The 19339-nt window shown below is 35.5% G+C and carries 15 protein-coding genes, 1 riboswitch and 1 other annotated feature; of the genes, 12 read left to right on the top strand and 3 right to left on the bottom strand.

The features are described 5' to 3' along the window. A partial coding sequence (locus L866_RS0104410; RefSeq protein WP_025729532.1) for an IS3 family transposase occupies positions 1 to 272 on the top strand: 272 nt, incomplete at its 5' end. Positions 273 to 378: 106 nt separating this feature from the next. On the opposite strand, the gene metK is transcribed toward L866_RS0104410, so the two are convergent. Next, positions 379 to 1563 carry a methionine adenosyltransferase gene (gene metK, locus L866_RS0104405; RefSeq protein ID WP_025729531.1) on the bottom strand — a complete coding sequence of 395 codons (1185 nt, stop codon included), beginning with the start codon at positions 1561 to 1563 and terminating at the stop codon, positions 379 to 381. After that, positions 1561 to 1643: riboswitch (SMK box riboswitch) on the bottom strand. Its footprint overlaps the gene before it by 3 nt. Before the next feature lie 139 nt (positions 1644 to 1782). Here metK and L866_RS0104400 point away from each other — a divergent pair. Next, the gene (locus L866_RS0104400; RefSeq protein ID WP_025729530.1) at positions 1783 to 2562 is read left to right on the top strand and encodes a hypothetical protein; all 780 of its coding nucleotides are present in this window, start codon (positions 1783 to 1785) and stop codon (positions 2560 to 2562) included. Between the two features lie 38 nt (positions 2563 to 2600). On the opposite strand, the gene mnmM is transcribed toward L866_RS0104400, so the two are convergent. Together mnmM and L866_RS0104390 are read right to left on the bottom strand one after the other, a co-directional pair. Further along, positions 2601 to 3158 (bottom strand): tRNA 5-(aminomethyl)-2-thiouridylate-methyltransferase MnmM, encoded by a 558-nt coding sequence (gene mnmM, locus L866_RS0104395; protein WP_035446147.1) that lies wholly within the window; start codon positions 3156 to 3158, stop codon positions 2601 to 2603. Next, complete coding sequence (locus L866_RS0104390; protein ID WP_084030285.1) at positions 3158 to 3907, bottom strand: phosphatase PAP2 family protein; 750 nt, start codon at positions 3905 to 3907, stop codon at positions 3158 to 3160. Before L866_RS0104390 ends, mnmM begins: the two co-directional genes overlap by 1 nt. A 119-nt stretch (positions 3908 to 4026) precedes the next feature. On the opposite strand from L866_RS0104390, the gene L866_RS09050 reads away from it, so the two are divergent. The 10 genes from L866_RS09050 to pheT all read left to right on the top strand — a co-directional run bounded on the left by L866_RS09050 (position 4027) and on the right by pheT (position 19271). Continuing rightward, positions 4027 to 5820, top strand: coding sequence for a LysM peptidoglycan-binding domain-containing protein (locus L866_RS09050; RefSeq protein ID WP_025729526.1), 1794 nt, complete (start codon positions 4027 to 4029; stop codon positions 5818 to 5820). Positions 5821 to 5897: 77 nt separating this feature from the next. Beyond that, positions 5898 to 6078, top strand: a binding site (T-box leader). Positions 6079 to 6142: 64 nt separating this feature from the next. Beyond that, complete coding sequence (gene leuS, locus L866_RS0104380; protein ID WP_025729524.1) at positions 6143 to 8554, top strand: leucine--tRNA ligase; 2412 nt, start codon at positions 6143 to 6145, stop codon at positions 8552 to 8554. A 7-nt stretch (positions 8555 to 8561) separates the two neighbouring features. Continuing rightward, the gene (locus L866_RS0104375) at positions 8562 to 10256 is read left to right on the top strand and encodes a putative polysaccharide biosynthesis protein (RefSeq protein ID WP_025729522.1); all 1695 of its coding nucleotides are present in this window, start codon (positions 8562 to 8564) and stop codon (positions 10254 to 10256) included. A 20-nt stretch (positions 10257 to 10276) separates the two neighbouring features. Then, complete coding sequence (locus L866_RS0104370; protein WP_025729520.1) at positions 10277 to 10990, top strand: pseudouridine synthase; 714 nt, start codon at positions 10277 to 10279, stop codon at positions 10988 to 10990. Positions 10991 to 11008: 18 nt separating this feature from the next. Next, on the top strand, positions 11009 to 12418 hold the full coding sequence (gene pepV / locus L866_RS0104365) for a dipeptidase PepV (protein ID WP_025729518.1): 1410 nt from the start codon (positions 11009 to 11011) through the stop codon (positions 12416 to 12418). 234 nt (positions 12419 to 12652) lie between these two features. Then, the gene (locus L866_RS09045) at positions 12653 to 13927 is read left to right on the top strand and encodes a murein hydrolase activator EnvC family protein (RefSeq protein ID WP_025729516.1); all 1275 of its coding nucleotides are present in this window, start codon (positions 12653 to 12655) and stop codon (positions 13925 to 13927) included. Between the two features lie 82 nt (positions 13928 to 14009). Beyond that, a complete protein-coding gene (locus L866_RS0104355; RefSeq protein ID WP_025729514.1) occupies positions 14010 to 14816 on the top strand; it encodes a TrmH family RNA methyltransferase in 807 nt (268 codons plus the stop codon). Positions 14817 to 14902: 86 nt separating this feature from the next. Further along, complete coding sequence (locus L866_RS0104350) at positions 14903 to 15394, top strand: HD domain-containing protein (RefSeq protein WP_025729512.1); 492 nt, start codon at positions 14903 to 14905, stop codon at positions 15392 to 15394. 377 nt (positions 15395 to 15771) lie between these two features. Continuing rightward, on the top strand, positions 15772 to 16815 hold the full coding sequence (gene pheS / locus L866_RS0104345; protein ID WP_025729510.1) for a phenylalanine--tRNA ligase subunit alpha: 1044 nt from the start codon (positions 15772 to 15774) through the stop codon (positions 16813 to 16815). A gap of 44 nt (positions 16816 to 16859) precedes the next feature. Next, positions 16860 to 19271, top strand: a complete 2412-nt coding sequence (gene pheT, locus L866_RS0104340) for a phenylalanine--tRNA ligase subunit beta (protein ID WP_025729508.1) — start codon at positions 16860 to 16862, stop codon at positions 19269 to 19271. Positions 19272 to 19339: the final 68 nt, after the last annotated feature.

Raw genomic sequence — 19339 nt, 5'->3', positions numbered from 1 at the left:
CGTTAATTCATAGTGATCGAGGTTATCAATATACCTCTCATGCATTCGCTCAATTTATTAAGGATCACCAAGCCATTCAAAGTATGTCACGTGTAGGAAAATGTATCGATAATGGTCCAATGGAAAACTTTTTTGGCATGCTCAAATCAGAATTATATTATTTAAATAAATATGATACATTTGAAAGTTTAACAAAAGATATTGATCAATATATTCATTTCTTTAACACTAAACGAATCACCTTAAAGATGGGGTTAGCCATTCCAGCATAAAAAACACCTATGGATGAAAAACCATAGGTGCATAAAATTTATTTTTTACCTGTCTACTTGACAGGGAGCAGTTCAAAATTACTCTTTTAGCTTTTTTGTTTATTGATTACACTGATTGAAAGTATTGTTTTAAAGCATCTACTTTATCTGTTTTTTCCCATGTGAAGTTTTCTTCTTCACGGCCGAAATGTCCATATGCAGCAGTAGCTTTAAAAATAGGGCGTCTTAAATCTAACATCTCAATAATTCCACGAGGCGTTAAATTAAAGTTCTTGCGAATTGCTTGAATTAGTTGATCTTCAGGATATTTTTCTGTTCCAAAGCAATCAATACGTAATGAAACAGGTTCAGCTACACCGATAGCGTATGCTAATTGAACTTCACAACGATCAGCTAATTCCGCTTTTACAATATTTTTTGCTATGTAACGAGCTGCATAACTAGCGGAGCGGTCAACTTTTGTAGAATCTTTTCCTGAAAAAGCACCACCACCGTGACGTCCGATACCACCATAAGTATCGACAATGATTTTACGTCCAGTTAAACCAGAATCGCCTTTAGGCCCGCCGATAACAAATTTACCAGTTGGGTTAATGAAATATTTTGTTTCATCATCAATAAAAGATTGTGGGACGATTGGTTGAATCACAAATTCTTTTACGTCTTTTTTGATTTGTTCTAAGGTTGCTGATTCAGCATGTTGAGTTGATATAACAATCGTATCGATACGTTTAACTTGATCTGTTTCGTCATATTCAACGGTTACTTGAACTTTTCCGTCTGGTCCTAAATAAGGAATAGTTTGTTCTTTTCTTACTTTGGCTAATTGACGGGCTAATTGGTGACTGAGTGAAATTGGTAATGGCATAAGTTCCGGTGTTTCATTTGAAGCATAACCAAACATTAAACCTTGGTCACCTGCACCAATTTCGTTAGGGCCAGCTTGATCACGAGTTTCAATTGCAGCGTCGACACCTTGTGCAATATCTGCTGATTGTTCGTCAAGTGATACTAAAACGGCAACACTATTGCCATCAAATCCGTAAATTGGATTTGAATAACCAATTGTATTAATTGTTTCGCGTACAACTTCTTGAATATTAACGTATGCACTAGTTGAGACTTCACCTACGACAACAACTAATCCTGTATTAACAACTGTTTCACACGCAACGCGTGCATCAGGATCTTCCGCTAAGATAGCGTCTAAAATAGCATCGCTAATTTGATCAGCCACTTTATCTGGATGTCCTTCAGTAACGGATTCAGATGTAAATAATTTTTTTTCCATTTGATTTTATTCCCCCTAGAAATATGGTTACAAGGCATCTTCTATTCATAGAATCCTTTCGGGAATGAATTGTAAATACCAATTACATATTTTACCCGATTGTTGTTGAAAAAGATAGTATTATCAACGTTCTTCTTTAGACGAGTTCAATTTTTGATTAAGTTCATGTATAATCAATGTGGAAACCTTTTCTATTACTATAACGATTTGAGGTGTTTTATGTATCAATCGAAAAATGATCGCGCACAAACTGTTCAATTTTTATTATTTCATCCAGTAGTTCATATGGTGATATATCCGTTATCTTTTATTTTATTTGGTATTATCATGGGAAGCCGCATTAATATGTTTCGTTTAACAGAAGTAATTGCTTTATTTTTATATGTACTGACTTTTTATTTACTTGATTTAATAACTAAACGGACGAAATCAATCTATTCATTTATAAGAACGTTACAAGGGATTATTGGCACATTAGTGTTTATTACTTTATCTTTTTATTTAGGCCAAATTAACTCCATTTATTTTATGTTAATCATGTGTTTGAATGGATTGTTTTTATTTGGAAAAGAATGGTATCAAAAGATTCATCCATTTAATCATGTATATGTTACATGGATACGAGCAATATACTACGGATTAATTTTTAATGGGATGGCACTCTATACATTAGGCCATGTTATTTTATTTTCGAAGTTAGGCTTAATGTTACCGCTGGTGTTATTGCATTGGGTATATTTAAAAGTTCGACCACATGCTGTATCAAATGATGGTCTATTAAAAACATTTAAAGCGATGCCGTATTTGATCGTTATATTAGGTATTTTAATAAAATTTATTTCAGTTTATTCTTTACCATTTATTATTGCATTATTAGGACTTTCTGTTTTTGGACAAAAAAAATTATTACCAGATGATTCACTAGTTAGTCAACGTGTTTTTATCTCGTATGAAATTCTTGTATTAAGCTTTATTGTTGGAGTAAGTGCTATCATATAATATAAAAAACACATGTATTTTTAATACATGTGTTTTTATTATTTTTTGAAAAGTATGAGTAATTCAGGCGGGGATTTTTTTTGATTCGTTGCGTGATAATGATAAACATCAATTTCCTTTTGATTCAGTCGACTAGTCCATGCAAGTATCTTCTCTTTTTCAAGTTGTCCTGCTGCATGTCCGGGATAAAGCATAATGGATATGACACCTTTGCTAGCAATAATGCCTAAACCTTGATTTATACTATCTAATACGGTCTCAAAATGAGTTGTGATTGATTTGTCGCCACCAGGCAAATAGCCTAAGTTATAGACGATTGCTTGAATGTCAGAAAGATGTTCTTGATCGATTGTCTCCTTTAAAAGCGAGTGACTTTTTAAATAAGGATGAAAATTACCTTTAAAATCTTTTAGACGTTCTTTTGAATGGTTAATCGCTTCTGACTGAATATCAAATCCAATAAGAGTACCTGTTTCACCAACCAGTTGACTTAAGTATAAAGCATCTTGCCCATTTCCCAGAGTAGCATCAATCACGGTATCGCCACGTGAAATCATTTGTTTCAAGATAAGATGATTCATTTTCAATGCATGCATTAAAATGAGCCCGTCCTTTCTAAATATTGATATATGTCAATCGAATATCGCACGGTAATATAGCCTAATACCCAGCCACCCAATACGTCACTTGGATAGTGTACACCGAGATAAACTCGACTAATACCAATCAACAATGGAAAAATCATCGCGCAGCAATATAGTAATGACTGATAGATGAATTGTTGACGTGTTAGTTGATAGTGAGTTAATCGCTTCAATTGATGAATTATCCACCAACAGATGATTGAATAGAAAATCACACTTCCCATGGCATGACCACTTGGATAACTTAAACCAGTTATTGGGATGAGTCTTAAGAACTCAGGACGTGGTCGATTAATGGTTAGTTTAACAAAAAGATTAAGTAGAGCGCCAATGATTTGTGTCGATAAAAACCAAATACTAATGGTGCGCTTTTTTGTATAAAAATAGATAAATAAACTAAAAGTAAGTACTAAAACAGCAATTGTCAACTCATTAGCTAAAAAAGTAATTCCTTTAAATGTTTGAGTCATTGCTGGAGAAATAGCCGATTGAATTATATCAATAATAACTTTATCTACTCGTAATACCATTAATGGTTGAAATTTCACAAAAATGGTTAGTAACATAAATAAAAAAATAAAGCCGATATACTTTTTTAATGGAGCAAATGGCTTAAATTGGTTCAAAATATCGTTCCCTTCTATAAATATTCTTTGCTTAAAAATATATCTTACTGAATCAATGTTACATTTAGGTATCATTGAATTACACCTTTATTAAATCTTAAATTTTCTAATCTTTTATATCGCAAGATAGGCTATAATAAATAAGTAAAATAAGGTACTGATATACATAGAAGAACATTTTGGAGGAATAAATCGTGCGAAAAAGAAGTGATCGAATTAGAGCAGAACGGGAAAATAAATATTTCTCACTAAAAAAACAAATGAGACAAGAAGCAACTAAAGGATTAGTCGTGGCAGGTTTAGCTATTGGTTTGACGAGTTATTTAACGCAGTCCGCTCAGGTATTAGCTGATGAAATTTCAACGACAACTAAACGCTATCATTCTAATGAATTTATTAATCAAATTGCGAAACCGGCTATGGAAATTGCTAAGAAAAAAGATTTGTATACATCCGTCATGATTGCTCAAGCGGCATTAGAGTCAGGCTGGGGACAAAGTACATTAGCAAAAGCACCTAATCACAACCTATTTGGTGTAAAAGGTGAATACCAAGGTCAGTCTGTAACTTTTGATACGTTAGAAGATGCGGGTGGCCAAAACTATTATCAAATTAAAGCAGGATTTAGAAAGTATCCAAATTATGATGCATCATTGAATGATTATGCTTATATCTTAACCGGGGATGATAATCCTGATGATTGGCGTTATAACTTCTATAAAGGGGCTAGACGATCTAATACAAAATCTTATCGTGATGCAACGGCTTGGTTAACAGGGCGTTATGCAACGGATAATGGTTACGCAGGTAAGTTAAATCAAATTATTGAATCGAATCAATTAACTCAATTTGATGGGGAATTTACTCCACATCAACTACATAGTAAACAAGCAGAAGAAAAACGTCAGTTTCGATCAGCAACTCCAGCACCGCAAGCCTTAACTACACCAACTACCGCAACTACGGTTGTAAAAGCTGGCGATGGCTTCTATGCGATAGCAAGTCGTTGTGGCGTCTCTGTAGATGCTTTATTAAAAGCAAATAATTTAACTATTGGATCGATGATTCATCCAGGACAAGAATTAAAATTGCCAGGACAAGTTGTTTCAACAACACAACCAATCGTTAAAAAAGAACAAAAACAAGCACCTAAAGATCATCCGATAAAAAAAGAAAATCAAAAAGCGTCTATTGATTTAAAAGCTGTTCAACAAACTAAAGAACAAGTGAAACCAACTGCGCCACAACTAGGACAAGCTGTTGTGAAACCAGGGGATGGCTTCTATGCGATAGCAAGTCGCTATGGTGTGCCTGTTAATGAATTATTAGCCGCAAATGGAATGACACTTACTACAATGATTCATCCAAATCAAGTCTTGAAATTACCAGTTAAGACATTAACGACACAACCTTTAACACCACAACCAGAAGTAAAAGTAGTACCTAAACAAGAAGTTAAGAGCGTGCCGACGCCAAAAACAAAGCAAAAATTAACACCACAACCAACTGTGAAAACGACAGTTCGACAGTCACATACTCAAGTTCAATCAGGAGGAGCAGTGGTTAAAGCGGGTGACGGGTTTTATGCAATAGCAAGTCGTTACGGCGTATCTGTTAATGATTTATTAGCAGTTAATGGTTTACAAATTGGATCAATGATTCATCCGGGTCAAGTGTTGAAATTACCAGGACGTGCTTCAGCACCAGTAACTACACCAACACCACGTACAACGACTCAACAATCCGTTGTTAATCCAACACTAGCACCGGCACCAATTCAAAATAGAGCGCAACAACCAGTAAGACCAGTTGCACCACAACAATTGCGTACTAATACATCAACTTCTGGTAAAACAGTTGTTGTAGAAGCAGGTCAAGGACTATGGCGAATTGCACAAAACAATGGTATGACGCTAGATCAATTAAAAGCGTTAAATGGTTTAACAAGTAATATGATTCATCCAGGACAAGTATTAAAAGTTAAATAAATCGAAAGAATCAATTGATTACATTAAAAAAGGTTGTTCTTTCAATCGAAATTTGCTAAGATTACAAATAGTTAAGATACAAATGGTTGAGAAGGAATAGTAGTTAAAAAGGCACGTTTAGAGAGTATGTGGTTGGTGCAAACATATCGGTCGATTTAATGAACTCACCTTTGACTGCTTATTAATCATAAGCCGGATCGCTCCGTTACAAGCATGATGAGTATTAAAGTAAGGTGGTACCGCGAGCACGCCCTAGACAGTTTGTCTTGGCGTGCTCTTTTTCTGTAAATTAACTAATGGAAAATAAAAAGGAGAGAATATAATGGCTTTTAATCATAAAGAAATTGAAAAGCATTGGCAGTCTATTTGGACAGAAAATAATGTATATCGTACGACAGAGGACGATAATCGTCCTTATGCGTATGTTATGGATATGTTTCCATTCCCTAGTGGTCAAGGACTACACGTTGGCCATCCGAAAGGATATACTTCAACTGATGTAATTAGTCGGATGAAAAGAGCTCAAGGGTATAATGTATTACATCCGATGGGGTGGGATGCTTTTGGTTTACCAACCGAGCAATTTGCAATCGATACAGGAAATGATCCTGTCGAGTTTACTAAAAAGAATATTGCAACATTTAAGCGTCAAATGAATGACTTAGGATTTAGTTATGATTGGGATCGTGAAGTTAATACGACAGATCCTGAATATTATCGTTGGACACAATGGATTTTTACAAAGCTTTATGAACATGGATTAGCTTATGAAGCAGAAGTAAGTGTTAACTGGAGTCCAGATTTAGGGACAACATTAGCTAACGAAGAAGTAATTGACGGAAAAACAGAACGTGGTGGTTTCCCTGTTTATCGTAAACCGATGCGTCAATGGATGCTACGTATTACGGCTTATGCTGAACGTTTGCTTGAAGATTTAGAAGAACTAAATTGGCCAGAAAGCATTAAAGAGATGCAACGTAATTGGATTGGTAAATCAACGGGGGCAGACGTACGCTTTAAAGTAAAAGACACTGATGAAGAATTTGTTGTGTTTACAACACGTCCGGATACTTTATTTGGCGCAAGTTACTGTGTCTTAGCTCCAGATCACGCTTTAGTTGATGTAATAACACCAGCTTCAAAAGTTGAAGAAGTGAAGGCTTATCAAAAAGCAGCAAGTATGAAAAATGACTTAGAACGAACAGATTTAGCGAAAGAAAAAACAGGTGTCTTTATCGAACGTTATGCGATTAACCCTGTGAATGGTGAAGAATTGCCAATTTATATTGCGGATTATGTTTTATCTAGCTATGGTCATGGAGCAATTATGGCAGTTCCAGCGCATGATGATCGTGATTTTGAATTTGCAAAAGCTTATGATTTACCAATAAAACCAGTTATTGAAGGCGCCACTGCTAACGAGCCATTTACTGAAGATGGATTGCATATTAACTCTGGGTTCTTAGACGGGTTAAATAAAGACGAAGCGATGCAAGCGATGATTAAATGGTTGGAAGAAAATGAAAAAGGTGAAGCTAAAACGACTTATCGTTTAAGAGATTGGTTATTCAGCCGTCAACGTTATTGGGGTGAGCCAATTCCAATTATTCATTGGGAAGATGGTACAATGACGACTGTTCCAGAAGATGAGTTACCATTATTATTACCGGTGACTGATGAAATTAAACCAAGTGGAACGGGTGAGTCACCACTAGCCAATATTACTGAATGGATTAATGTCGTTGATCCTAAAACTGGAATGAAAGGTAAACGCGAAACAAATACGATGCCACAATGGGCAGGTAGCTCATGGTATCATATTCGTTATTTAGATCCTCATAACCAAGAAAAATTAGTAGATTTTGATGCAACGAAACGTTGGTTACCAGTTGATTTATATGTGGGTGGAGCAGAACATGCTGTTCTTCACTTATTATATGCACGCTTTTGGCATAAATTCTTATATGATATTGGCGTAGTAGCAACTAAAGAACCATTTAATACGTTATACAATCAAGGAATGATTCTTGGTGAGGGAAATATTAAAATGTCTAAATCAAAAGGAAATACAGTTAACCCGGATGATGTCGTTAAAGAATTTGGTGCAGATACATTACGTTTATATGAAATGTTTATGGGACCGCTTGATGCATCAATCGCATGGAGCCCTGATGGTTTAGAAGGTTCACGCCGTTTCTTAGATCGTGTATGGCGTTTAATTGTTGATGGTAATGGAAATATTCAATCTAAAATTACAACAGACAATTCTGATGAATTGACTAAAGTTTACCATCAAACGGTTAAGAAAGTGACAGAAGATTTAGAAGCATTACATTTTAATACAGCAATTTCTCAATTAATGATTTTCATTAATGAAGCTTATAAAGCACCATCTATTCCAAAAGCATATATTGAAGGGTTCTTAACCTTACTTAGCCCAATTACACCTCATATCGCTGAGGAATTATGGCATCAACTAGGCAACGATTCATTAATCGTTGAACAAACTTGGCCAACTTATGATGAGGCGGCGCTTAAAGAAGATACACTTGAAATTATCGTTCAATTTAATGGAAAAATTCGTCATCGTTTAGAAGTGGCTCGTGATTTATCACGAGATGAATTACTTGAATTAGTATTAGCAGACGACGAAGTAAAAGCGCAACTTGAAGGATTAAACGTTATCAAGTCAATCGCCGTTCCAAATAAATTGGTGAATTTTGTAGTGAAGTGAGGCTACCATGAAAAATAAAAAGAAACTCCCTTTTATTTTTGCAACTGATCATGGACGCTCAGATTCAGAAAAAATGGTAAGTGGCTCCGTCTGGATGACAGCGGGGTCAATTGCCTCTCGATTAATTGGTGCGTTATACGTGATTCCATGGTTATATATGATTGGTTCATCTAAAGATGGTGAATTAGCCAATGGATTAATGAGTGTGGGCTATCAGTATTATAATATTTTTCTTGTTATAGCAACGGCCGGTTTACCAGCAGCCTTATCTAAACAAGTGGCTTATTATAATGAACGTGGCGAATATCGAAATAGTTGGGTGTTCTTTGTTCGGAGTAGTGTATTGATGGTTACTTTAGGAGTCTTCTTTGGAGTCATCATGTTTTTACTCGCACCGTATATCGCTGCGCTTAGTCCAAAAGTTAATGCAGTAGATTCGATTCGCGTCATTCGTAGTTTAGTTCCAGCGGTGATGTTAATTCCGATGATGAGTTTGATTCGTGGATTCATTCAAGGGCATCATCAAATGGGACCAAGTGCCTTATCACAATTTTATGAACAAATGGCTCGTGTGGCGTACATGCTATTAGCTACATATGTCATTATGATTGTGATGAAAGGCGACTATGCTCATGCAGTTGCTCATTCTACATTTGCTGCATTTGTTGGTGCTGTTATTTCTTTAGTGTATTTAAGTTATTTAATTTTTAGAGAAAGAAATTATTTAATGAAACGTATTGAAGAAGACACTAGTTCTATTGATCCTGTTAATGCATCCTATTATCTTGATATGTTTAAACAAGCGGTACCGTTTGTGTTATTTGCATCAGGATTAGAGTTATTCCGTTTAGTTGATACGTTAAGTTATAGTCAATTAATGCATCGCTATTTTGAATTGTCAAATACAAGCGTATTACGTATGTTTGGTGTTCTTTCATTCAATGTTCAAAAGTTAGTAATGATTATTATTTCTTTTGCAACAAGTATTGGGATGGCTTCCTTACCACTTGTTTCAGGTGCATATGCACGACGAGATAAAGAACATTTATCCACATTAGTTTCTGATAGTTTGATTTTATTATCGTTTGTCATGATTCCAGCTGCTTTTGGCGTATTTAGTGTCTCCAGTTCGTTATACAATGTGTTTTATTCAGCGAATGATTTTGGAACGAATTATCTAAAAATTTCAGCGGGTATGAGTATATTATTTGGTGCTTTTTTAGTAATGGGTTATATTTTACAATCACTAAACTTAGGACGGAAAATGTTAATCGGCCTATTAGCCGGATTACTTTTTAAAACGATATGGCAAGCTCTTGCGATTAGTTTGCTCGGTTCTTACGGAACTGCTCTATCAACAACGATTGGTTTATCATTAACGGTTAGTCTTTACTTATATTGGATTCATGAGACGGTAGGTCTGCAAATCAAAAAAATGATGGCGCGTTTAAGTTTAATTACAGCAGTCAGTGCATTGATGGGAGTTGTTGCTTGGTTAAGTCACTCTGTGCTAGTAACTATTTTTAATAATGAACGTAAGTTATATGCTTTAATCGTCTTACTGATTGTAGCTGTCATCGGCGCCTTAATTTACGGTGTACTCAGTCTTATCGTACAAACAGCAGATGATTTAATTGGTCGTAAAGCTGAGACGTTACGAACTAAATTACACTTACCGACTTGGTCACCTAAAGTGAAATAAGGTAAAGAAAGGATATAATCATGCGTTTAGATAAGTTTTTAAGTCATGTAGGCTTAGGTTCTCGAAAAGAAGTTAAAGTATTATTGAAAAAAGGAAAAATTACGGTTAATGGACAAGCAATTAAGCAGCCACAAATAAATGTTAATGAATATGACGATGACATTCGTTTTGACGATGAAGTGTTAGTGTATCGATTACATGATTATTTTATTATGAATAAGCCAGCCGATGTGTTGTCTGCGACAGTAGATGCTGTTGATGCAACGGTTATTGACTTATTACAAGATAATGATTATCGTGATAATTTATTTCCGGTGGGGCGTTTAGATAAAGATACGACGGGGTTATTATTAATTACTAATAATGGACAATTAGCCCATCAATTATTAAGTCCAAAGCGACACGTAAAAAAAGTTTATCGCGCACTAGTGAAAGGCCCACTTCCTTCTGACGTTGAAGAACAGTTTCAGTCGGGTTTAATGTTAGATGGTGAACAACTTCAACCTGCGCTTATTACAGTTTTAAATAACTACCAAGAAGAAGTGGACGTAGAAGTTACAATTACGGAAGGTAAATATCATCAAGTCAAACGCATGTTTGAACTTGTCGGTTCAAAAGTGTATCAATTAGAACGTATTGCTATGGGTCCATTAACTTTACCGAGTGATTTAGAACGAGGAACGTATCGCCGCCTGACATTAGAAGAAGAACAATTACTTTTAAACAAAAATTAAAAGAAAAGGGGAATCATGATGGCAATTAATTGGAAAGAAGAAGTAAAAAAACGTGAAGATGAAATTTTACGAGATTTAGATACGTTACTTCGTGTCCCAAGTGTTCGTGAGGACGAGTTAGCAACAGAAGATGCGCCAGTGGGACCTGGACCAAAAGAAGCATTGAAAACAATGTTAGCGATTGGCGAACGTGACGGATTTCAAACTAAAAATATTGATCACATTGTAGGGTATTTAGAATACGGTGCAGGTGATGAATTAATGGGTATTTTAGGGCACGTGGACGTTGTACCTGTTGGAACAGGTTGGGAATCGGATCCATTTATCCCTGTTATTAAAAACGAACGCATCTATGCTCGTGGTGCAAGTGATGATAAAGGGCCGACAATGGCTGCTTATTATGCTATAAAAATGATTAAAGAAATGAATTTACCGATTTCTAAACGCGTTCGCATGATTATTGGAACAGATGAAGAAAGTCAATGGCAATGTATGGATCGCTATTTAGCGACGGAAGAAATTCCTGATTTTGGTTTTGCACCAGATGCGGTATTCCCAATTATTAATGGTGAAAAAGGGAATGTAAGTTTACGTGTCCAAGTAAAAGGTGAACAAAAGCAAGATGCAGCTAATTTCTTGCATAGCTTTGATGCAGGACTGCGTGAGAACATGGTGCCACAAGATGCACATGCATTACTAAGTGTGCAAGATGTAGCGACAATGGAAGTCGCATTTGAACGCTTTTTAAATGAAGAGCCAGTGACTGGAACATTCGTATTCCATCCTGAAAATGAAACAGTTGAATTAACGATAGTCGGAAAAGCGGCTCACGGTAGTACACCAGAAGTTGGTGTGAATGCGGGAACTTATTTAGCAGCTTTCTTAAATCAATGTCAACTAACGGGACAAGCTAAACAATTTGTTCAAATGATTACAGAAAAAGTTCACTTAGACTTTGCAGGTGAAAAAATGGGTGTAGCTCATACAGATGAAGTGATGGGTTCAACAAGTGTGAATGCCGGCATTATTACTTTTACTGAAAAAGATCATGGAACATTAGGTGTCAACTTGAGATATCCAAGAGGTATTGCGGTTGAAACAATTGAAATTAGAGCAGAACAAGAATTGAGTCCTTACGGAGCGACAATTGCGCGTGGAAAAGAAAAAGAACCGCATTATGTTCCAGCAGATGATCCATTAGTCCAAACGTTATTAGATGTATATCACCGTCAAACAGGTAATGAAGTGTTCGAACAAACTATCGGTGGTGGAACATATGGTCGTTTACTTAAACGTGGAGTAGCCTATGGTGCACTTTTCCCAGATTCCATTGATACAATGCATCAAGCGAATGAGTTTATTAGTTTAGATGATTTATTCCTTACAACAGCAATTTACGCTGAAGCGATTTACGAATTAATCAAATAATTGAATAAGTATATGCGAGTAGATGAGTTCATTTACTCGCTTTTTTTGTTAAAATCCAATGATTAAAGAAAACGTTTAATGTTACAAAATGATTACATCATAAATGATAATGTAATCGAATTGTCCTTTCTATTGACTCTATAGTTTGATATGCTAATGAGGTAGATTTATTGATATAAATAATATATATGACGCAATAGATAGTCGACGTCAGTAAAAGGAGTTTTATAGTTAATGAAGAAGAATATGTTACTTTTAGGCGCTTCTTGTATGATGTTAGGTCTTTGTGCACCAAAAGCAACGATTCATGCAGATTCGGTTAATCATTTAAAATCCGAACGCCAAACGATTCAAAATGAATCAAAATCTCTAAAAGGGAAAATCGATTCAAAACGTAGTGTTGAAAGTCAAAATAAAAAAGAACAAAGTAAATTGAATACTCGAGTTTCTTCAATTACAAGTGAAGTAGATCAATTAACTGCATCAATTAACGAACAAGAACAACAAATTAATAAAAAAATTGAAGTAATTGCTGAATTAGAGTCTGAAATTCAACATTTAAATCGTGTGATAGCAGGTCGTAAAGAAAAATTAGTTGAACAAGCACGTGCTTTGCAAATTGACGGTGCGAACATGAAGTATATTGAATATTTAATGTCATCTGAAAATCTTTCTGACTTAATTTCAAGAAGTCAGTTAGTGGCTCAATTAGTTCATTCTAATCGTCAAGCATTAGAACAACAAAAAATTGATCAAGCTAATTTACAAAGTAAACAAGATAAACAAGAACAAGAAAAAGATGAATTAGCTCAAATTAAAGCAAAAAATGAAGCTGATCAACAAACATTAATTCAAAATCGTGAAAAGTTAAATCAAGAGATTGAAAAACTGATGAATGAATCAGCTATCGCTCAATCAGAACGTGAAAAATTAGAATTAAAACAACGTGAATTAAATGATAAAGCAGATTTACTAAGCAAACAAATAGCTGAAGAAGAAGCGGCTCAAAAAGCTGCTGAAGCAGCGCGTTTACAACGTGAAAAAGAGGCAGCAGCCCAAGCGGCTCAAGCAGCACAAAACCAAGCATCAGCTTATGCTGCACCTGTAGCGCAAAATCAACGTCCATCATCAAGTGGTTTGATTTATCCAGCACAAGGTGTCTTAACGTCACCTTTTGGTTACCGTATTCACCCAATTACTGGAGCAAGTGATTTCCATTTAGGAATCGATTTAGCAGGCGGTGGACCAATCATTGCAGCACAAAGTGGAACAGTTACAGCAGCAACCTTTAATCCAAGTTATGGTAATATGATTATTATTGATCATGGTAATGGTTTATCTACTTTATATGCTCATTTACAACCTGGATTATTTGTTAGTGTGGGACAATCAGTTGCTCAAGGTCAACAAATTGGTATAATGGGAACAACTGGTGACTCAACAGGCGTTCATTTGCATTTCGAAGTACGCGTTAACGGTAGTCAAGTGGATCCATTAGGATATTTATAAGATAAGTATGAAGACGATGTCGAAAGACATCGTTTTTTTGTTATAATAATGAAATGATAAGTCAATTTTAAGAGGTGTAAAAATGGAAATAATTACTTCCGCACAAAACAATAAAATTAAAACATATTTGAAATTACAAAAAGCTAAACAGCGATATAAACACCAACAATACACCATCGAAGGATGGCATTTAATTGAAGAAGCGTTTAATCATCAAATGGATGTCCAATGGGTCTTTATGACTCAAGCAGTCGCTGATACTAATCAAATGAAAGAATGGATTGTATCGTTTGAAAATACAACACAGTTTTATGTTATATCAAATGACTTAGTCCAATTGATGAAAGCGACTGAAACGAGTCAAGGAATTTTTGCTTGTATTGGCTTACAGCAATTATCATTAGATGATTATTTTTTGAAGTCAACGGATGCGAACGGACCTTTATTAATACTAGATGGTATTCAAGATCCAGGAAATGCTGGGACAATGATTCGAAGTGCAAAAGCGTTTAATTTTAGTGGTGTTATTTTCAGTAAAGATTCAGTTGATCCATATAACGATAAATTAATTCGTTCAACACAAGGTATGTTATTTGAATTACCCCTTATGACGGAATCGCTTGAATTCACATATGAATTCTTAATAAAAATGGGATATACCATTTATGTAACGGACTTAAATGAAGAAGCAATTGATTTACAAACTGCAACGTTCAAAGAAAAAACAGCGCTAGTAATCGGCAATGAAGGTCAGGGGATTAGTGAATTGAGTCGAAGTTTTGCTCATCAATCGCTTGTTATTCCAATGAATGAACGAGTGGAATCATTAAATGCTGGAGTGGCTGCTTCAATTGCCATGTATACAATCGATCGATCAATTCACGCGTAACGAGGCAAACGATTTAATCTTTCTTAAGTTTAGTTGTTCTTTCCATATGGTATAATAATTGAAAGAACATAAAGGTAGGTGGAATTATGGAATATACGAAATGGAAAACGGATGTAGCTTATATTGAATTAGTTAAAGATTTGTTAGAAGCACCGAGTGTGCAAGAATTGGAAAAATATGTTCAACATCATGCGACAACTCGTTTGAACCATTCCATTTCTGTATCACATCGTTCCTATCGAATTGCTAAGTTTTTTAATTGGCACGAAAAAGAAGTAGCACGGGCTGGATTACTTCACGATCTGTTTTATCATGATTGGCGTGAAACAAAATTTATTGAAGGAACACATGCGTACGCGCATCCTTATATTGCCTATCAAAATGCTTTAAAAATTACTGATTTAAACGAATTAGAAAAAGATATTATTGTTAAACACATGTGGCTATCCACATTGTCACCACCACGTTTTAAAGAAAGTTTTTTAGTATCAGCCGTTGATAAATATTGTGCGGTAGTCGAATATTTTTCTGGGTTAAAGGAACGGTGGAGCAAACGATTAAGTTCGCGTTCAAATTAATTGATTCAGTCGATGAAAATCAAAGAGAGAATTTATCGTACGAATCGGTTTGACGTTGCTATTTGATACAGAGATTGCTATACTAAAATCAATGAAAATATAACATTATTTATAAAGACATTGCGAGGAACGGGTTGTAGCTATAATCCACAGGGAGTTATGATGGGACACTGAGAGTCATAACGAGGCGGCTAAGAACTTTTCACTCCTCAAGTTGACTTCGGGAGTCCGTATGGATGAAAGAAGATCCGGTCAGGCCGTTAATCTGTTGAGTGCTAGGTAACTAGAATCAGGGTGGTACCGCGAGACAATTCGTCCCTTTATCGGGAGAATTGTCTTTTTATTTTGTTAAAATTTAGAATTAAAGGAGAAACACTATGCAAATTCAAGAATTACAACAACAAATTGATGCAATTCAGATCGCCGCTTTAGAAGCGATTAAAGCAGCAAGTAATTTAAAGGAACTTGATCAAGTACGCGTTCAATATTTAGGGAAAAAAGGTGAACTAACAGGTTTAATGAAAATGATTAAATCTGTGCCAAATGAGGATAAACCAAAAGTTGGTCAATTAGTTAATGGTGGACGTACCGTCATTGAAGAAGCAATTGAATTGGCAAAAGACGGTTTAAAAGCAAAAGAATTAGAAGAACAGTTAAAGCGTGAAGCGGTTGATGTGACGCTGCCTGGTAGAACACAAGTGATGGGTAATCGTCATGTTTTAACACAAATCATGGAAGAGATAGAAGATTTATTTATTAGTATGGGCTATCAAGTAGTTGATGGATTTGAATTGGAAACCGATCATTATAACTTTGAAATGATGAACTTGCCACAAAATCATCCAGCACGTGACATGCAAGATACATTTTATATTAATGATGAACTCTTATTACGTACTCATACATCACCTGTTCAAGCACGAATGATGGAGCAACATGATTTCACAAAAGGTCCGTTAAAAATGATTAGTCCAGGACGAGTGTTCCGTCGTGATGATGACGATGCGACTCATTCTCACCAATTCCATCAAGTAGAGGGACTAGTCGTAGCAAAGGATATCTCACTAGCTGATTTAAAAGGTACACTAGATTTATTTGCAAAATCACTTTTTGGTGCAGAACGTGAAACACGATTACGTCCAAGTTATTTCCCATTCACTGAACCGAGTGTGGAAGTTGACGTTTCTTGTTTCAAATGTGGCGGTAAAGGCTGCAACGTATGTAAACATACTGGCTGGATAGAAATTTTAGGTTGTGGATTGGTTCATCCAAATGTATTAGAAATGGCTGGTGTTGATCATACAGTTTATTCAGGATTTGCATTTGGTATCGGTGCCGATCGTATCGCGATGTTAAAATACGGTATTGATGATATTCGTCATCTTTATCAAAATGATGTTCGTTTCTTAGAGCAATTTTAAACATAATATCTCACAGTGAATAGAACAAGATGAAGGAGTAAACTATGAAATTATTATACAATTGGGTGAATGAATACGTTGATATTCAGTCCATTAAACCAGAAGATTTAGCAGAAAAGATGTCACGAACAGGAATTGAAGTTGATGCGGTTAGTCGCTTAGATGAATCATTAAAAGGTCTTATTATTGGTGAAATTAAAGAGCTGGCTGATCATCCAGATGCTGATAAATTAAAAGTAGCACAAGTTGATGTGGGTGAAGAAGAGTTCTTACAAATTTGTTGTGGCGATCCAGATATTTTTGTGGGCCAAAAAACAATAGTCGCTCAGCCTGGTGCTCGTTTACCTCATGGAAAAATCAAGAAGAATAAAATGCGTGGCGTCTATTCAGAAGGAATGCTATGTAGTTTAGAAGAATTAGGATTTAAAAATAGTGTGATTCCAAAAGAACAAGATGACAAAGTATTTATTGCGCCATCAGACACGCCAGTTGGTAGTGATCCATTAGCATTGTTAGACATGCGTCAAGCGATTTTAGATTTAGATTTAACACCTAATCGAGCAGACGCATTGAGCGTCCGTGGATTAGTTCATGAAATGAGTGCCATTTATAATTTACCGAATACATTATCTGATGATGTGTTCCAAACAGGAGACTCTGACCAAACTGAACAAATTAAGGTGAGTCGCTCAACAGAATTATCAAGTGATTATAATATTATCGTCATTGAAAACGTCACTGTAAAACCAAGTCCACTTTGGTTACAAATGCGTTTAATGCAATCAGATATTCGTCCAATTAATAACATTGTGGATATTACGAACTATATTTTATTAGAATATGGACAACCATTACATGCATTTGATTATGATCAATTAAAAGAGAAAGAACTAACGGTGCGCTTAGCACATGAAGGCGAATCGTTAGTGACGTTAGATGGTATGACACGAGAGTTATTACCAAGTGATTTAGTTATTTCTAATCAAAATCAAGCAGTTGCCTTAGCAGGTGTGATGGGTGGATTAGATACAGAAGTAACGAATGAAACGAAAAACATTGCCTTAGAGGCTGGTTTATTCGATGGAATTAGCGTTCGTAAAACGTCACAACGACTTGGCTTAAGAAGTGAATCAAGTATTCGTTTTGAAAAAGGAATTAATCAAGCGACTATTTTACAAGCTGGTCTAAAGGCAGCTGAAATGATGGTGGAATTAGCTGGCGGAACCATTGCACCAAAAATCGCAAGTACGTCTAACTTAACGGATGAATTACCAATTATAACAATTACATTGGAACAGGTGAATCGTTTAATTGGGACAGCATTAACCGTTGAAGAAGTTCACCATATTTTAAATCAACTTGCTTTTGAAACGGCCGTTGAAGGTGAAACATTGACCGTACAAATTCCTAAACGACGTTACGATATTACGTTGCCAGAAGATTTAGTAGAGGAAATTGCTCGTATTTACGGCTATGACAGAATACCGATGAAAATTCCCGCAATCGCGACAAAAGGTGGCGGATTAACTGAACAACAACAAATGAAACGTCGTTTACGCACGGTTTTAGAATCATTTGGTTTAAGCGAAACAATTAGTTATGCTTTAACAACACCTGAACGAAGTACATTCTTAAAATTAACAGATGAATCATCTGTTCATTTAAAAATGCCAATGACACGCGAACGTTCTACTTTAAGACAAAGTGTCATTGCAACGCTATTAGAAAGTGTTGAATATAATCAAAAACGTCAACAAAGAGATATTGGTTTTTATGAAATCGGAAATGTTTTTGGTGCAAGTGATGAAACATTAAAATCAACGAGCGAATGCTTACATTTAGGGGTGGCACTTAGTGGGAAACGCCATCTTAATGCGTGGCATACAGCTAGTCGAGAAGTGGATTTCTTTGATATAAAAGGGGTAATCGAATTATTGGCAGATCAATTAGTATCAGTCGATGCATTCGAATTAGTAGCCGATCATACGATTGAGGGAATGCACCCTAACCAAACAGCAATTGTGAAGTATCAGGATCAACAGATTGGTTTTATTGGGCGTTTGCATCCAGAAATGGAAGCAAGTTACGGTATTCAACCGACCTTTATTTTAGAATTAGATTTAACGCCACTATTTAACCGCACATCAGAAGCACTTGTTCAAAAAACGGTACCACGTTATCCAAGTGTATCTCGAGATATTTCACTATTAGCTCCTGTTCATTTAGCTTATGGTGAAATAAAAGCACAAATTGAACGCGCGGGTGGGAAACATTTGAAATCAATCGATTTATTTGATGTGTACGCAGGTGAACATATGAAAGAAGGCTATCGTTCATTAGCTGTATCACTTAAATTCCAAAATCCAAATGCTACTTTAACAGATGAAGCCATTAATCAACGCATAGAAAAAGTTATGGATGCATTAAAACAATTTGAAGAAATAGAAATTAGATAAAATAAAAATGCAGTAAGGTGTTTTCCGCATCTTACTGCATTTTTTTGTAAAATTTTATCCACTATTCT

Origin of the sequence: Atopobacter phocae ATCC BAA-285, assembly GCF_000526675.1 — a bacterium.
Taxonomy (GTDB): domain Bacteria; phylum Bacillota; class Bacilli; order Lactobacillales; family Aerococcaceae; genus Atopobacter; species Atopobacter phocae.
Note: the sequence above shows the minus strand (reverse complement) of the source record. Positions and strands in the feature narration are given on the sequence as shown.

What these genes read in the sequence shown, in the direction of transcription:
- metK (WP_025729531.1), bottom strand. Translation starts at nt 1,563, where the DNA reads ATGGAAAAAAAATTATTTACATCTGAATCCGTTACTGAAGGACATCCA.
- L866_RS0104400 (WP_025729530.1), top strand. Translation starts at nt 1,783, where the DNA reads ATGTATCAATCGAAAAATGATCGCGCACAAACTGTTCAATTTTTATTA.
- mnmM (WP_035446147.1), bottom strand. Translation starts at nt 3,158, where the DNA reads ATGCATGCATTGAAAATGAATCATCTTATCTTGAAACAAATGATTTCA.
- L866_RS0104390 (WP_084030285.1), bottom strand. Translation starts at nt 3,907, where the DNA reads ATGATACCTAAATGTAACATTGATTCAGTAAGATATATTTTTAAGCAA.
- leuS (WP_025729524.1), top strand. Translation starts at nt 6,143, where the DNA reads ATGGCTTTTAATCATAAAGAAATTGAAAAGCATTGGCAGTCTATTTGG.
- L866_RS0104375 (WP_025729522.1), top strand. Translation starts at nt 8,562, where the DNA reads ATGAAAAATAAAAAGAAACTCCCTTTTATTTTTGCAACTGATCATGGA.
- L866_RS0104370 (WP_025729520.1), top strand. Translation starts at nt 10,277, where the DNA reads ATGCGTTTAGATAAGTTTTTAAGTCATGTAGGCTTAGGTTCTCGAAAA.
- pepV (WP_025729518.1), top strand. Translation starts at nt 11,009, where the DNA reads ATGGCAATTAATTGGAAAGAAGAAGTAAAAAAACGTGAAGATGAAATT.
- L866_RS09045 (WP_025729516.1), top strand. Translation starts at nt 12,653, where the DNA reads ATGAAGAAGAATATGTTACTTTTAGGCGCTTCTTGTATGATGTTAGGT.
- L866_RS0104355 (WP_025729514.1), top strand. Translation starts at nt 14,010, where the DNA reads ATGGAAATAATTACTTCCGCACAAAACAATAAAATTAAAACATATTTG.
- L866_RS0104350 (WP_025729512.1), top strand. Translation starts at nt 14,903, where the DNA reads ATGGAATATACGAAATGGAAAACGGATGTAGCTTATATTGAATTAGTT.
- pheS (WP_025729510.1), top strand. Translation starts at nt 15,772, where the DNA reads ATGCAAATTCAAGAATTACAACAACAAATTGATGCAATTCAGATCGCC.
- pheT (WP_025729508.1), top strand. Translation starts at nt 16,860, where the DNA reads ATGAAATTATTATACAATTGGGTGAATGAATACGTTGATATTCAGTCC.